Source organism: Streptococcus oralis, from assembly GCF_023109195.1.
GTDB lineage: Bacteria > Bacillota > Bacilli > Lactobacillales > Streptococcaceae > Streptococcus > Streptococcus oralis_BV.
In genome coordinates this window covers 1-784 of sequence record NZ_JALDUB010000015.1, presented here as the reverse complement: position 1 = coordinate 784, position 784 = coordinate 1, and the positions used below count along the sequence as shown (strand labels likewise).

Below are 784 nucleotides of genomic sequence, written 5' to 3'. Positions count from 1 at the left end.
ATCGGGAAGACAGGATTCGAACCTGCGACACCTTGGTCCCAAACCAAGTACTCTACCAAGCTGAGCTACTTCCCGCGTTAAATAAAAAAATGCACCCTAGAGGAGTCGAACCTCTAACCGCCTGATTCGTAGTCAGGTACTCTATCCAGTTGAGCTAAGGGTGCTCATCATTATATGCCGAGGACCGGAATCGAACCGGTACGATCGTTACCAATCGCAGGATTTTAAGTCCTGTGCGTCTGCCAGTTCCGCCACCCCGGCCTCTCTAAGCGAACGACGGGATTCGAACCCGCGACCCCCACCTTGGCAAGGTGGTGTTCTACCACTGAACTACGTTCGCATCGACCTCTTATTCTATATAAAAAAATGCCGGCTACATGACTTGAACACGCGACCCTCTGATTACAAATCAGATGCTCTACCAACTGAGCTAAGCCGGCTACTTTCTATTATGCGGGTTAAGGGACTTGAACCCCCACGCCGTTAAGCGCCAGATCCTAAATCTGGTGCGTCTGCCAATTCCGCCAAACCCGCAAATATGACCCGTACTGGGCTCGAACCAGTGACCCATTGATTAAAAGTCAATTGCTCTACCAACTGAGCTAACGAGTCTAAAATAACTTCCGTTATCTTAAACGGTCCCGACGGGAATCGAACCCGCGATCTTCGCCGTGACAGGGCGACGTGATAACCGCTACACTACGGGACCTATGGGAGTTAACGGGATCGAACCGCTGACCCTCTGCTTGTAAGGCAGATGCTCTCCCAGCTGAGCTAAACTCCC

At 51.3% G+C, this 784-nt stretch carries 9 tRNA genes; all 9 read right to left on the bottom strand.

Annotation, left to right across the window (positions count from 1 at the left end):
- Position 1: 1 nt before the first annotated feature.
- The 9 genes from M1F65_RS10010 to M1F65_RS09970 all read right to left on the bottom strand — a co-directional run bounded on the left by M1F65_RS10010 (position 2) and on the right by M1F65_RS09970 (position 784).
- A tRNA-Pro gene (locus M1F65_RS10010) sits at positions 2–75 on the bottom strand.
- 15 nt (positions 76–90) lie between these two features.
- Positions 91–164, bottom strand: a tRNA-Arg gene (locus M1F65_RS10005).
- 11 nt (positions 165–175) lie between these two features.
- A tRNA-Leu gene (locus tag M1F65_RS10000) sits at positions 176–261 on the bottom strand.
- Between the two features lie 7 nt (positions 262–268).
- A tRNA-Gly gene (locus M1F65_RS09995) sits at positions 269–340 on the bottom strand.
- 27 nt (positions 341–367) lie between these two features.
- Positions 368–440: transfer RNA gene (locus M1F65_RS09990), tRNA-Thr, on the bottom strand.
- A 12-nt stretch (positions 441–452) separates the two neighbouring features.
- A tRNA-Leu gene (locus tag M1F65_RS09985) sits at positions 453–534 on the bottom strand.
- A gap of 5 nt (positions 535–539) precedes the next feature.
- Positions 540–612, bottom strand: a tRNA-Lys gene (locus M1F65_RS09980).
- 24 nt (positions 613–636) lie between these two features.
- Positions 637–709: transfer RNA gene (locus M1F65_RS09975), tRNA-Asp, on the bottom strand.
- A 2-nt stretch (positions 710–711) separates the two neighbouring features.
- Positions 712–784, bottom strand: a tRNA-Val gene (locus M1F65_RS09970).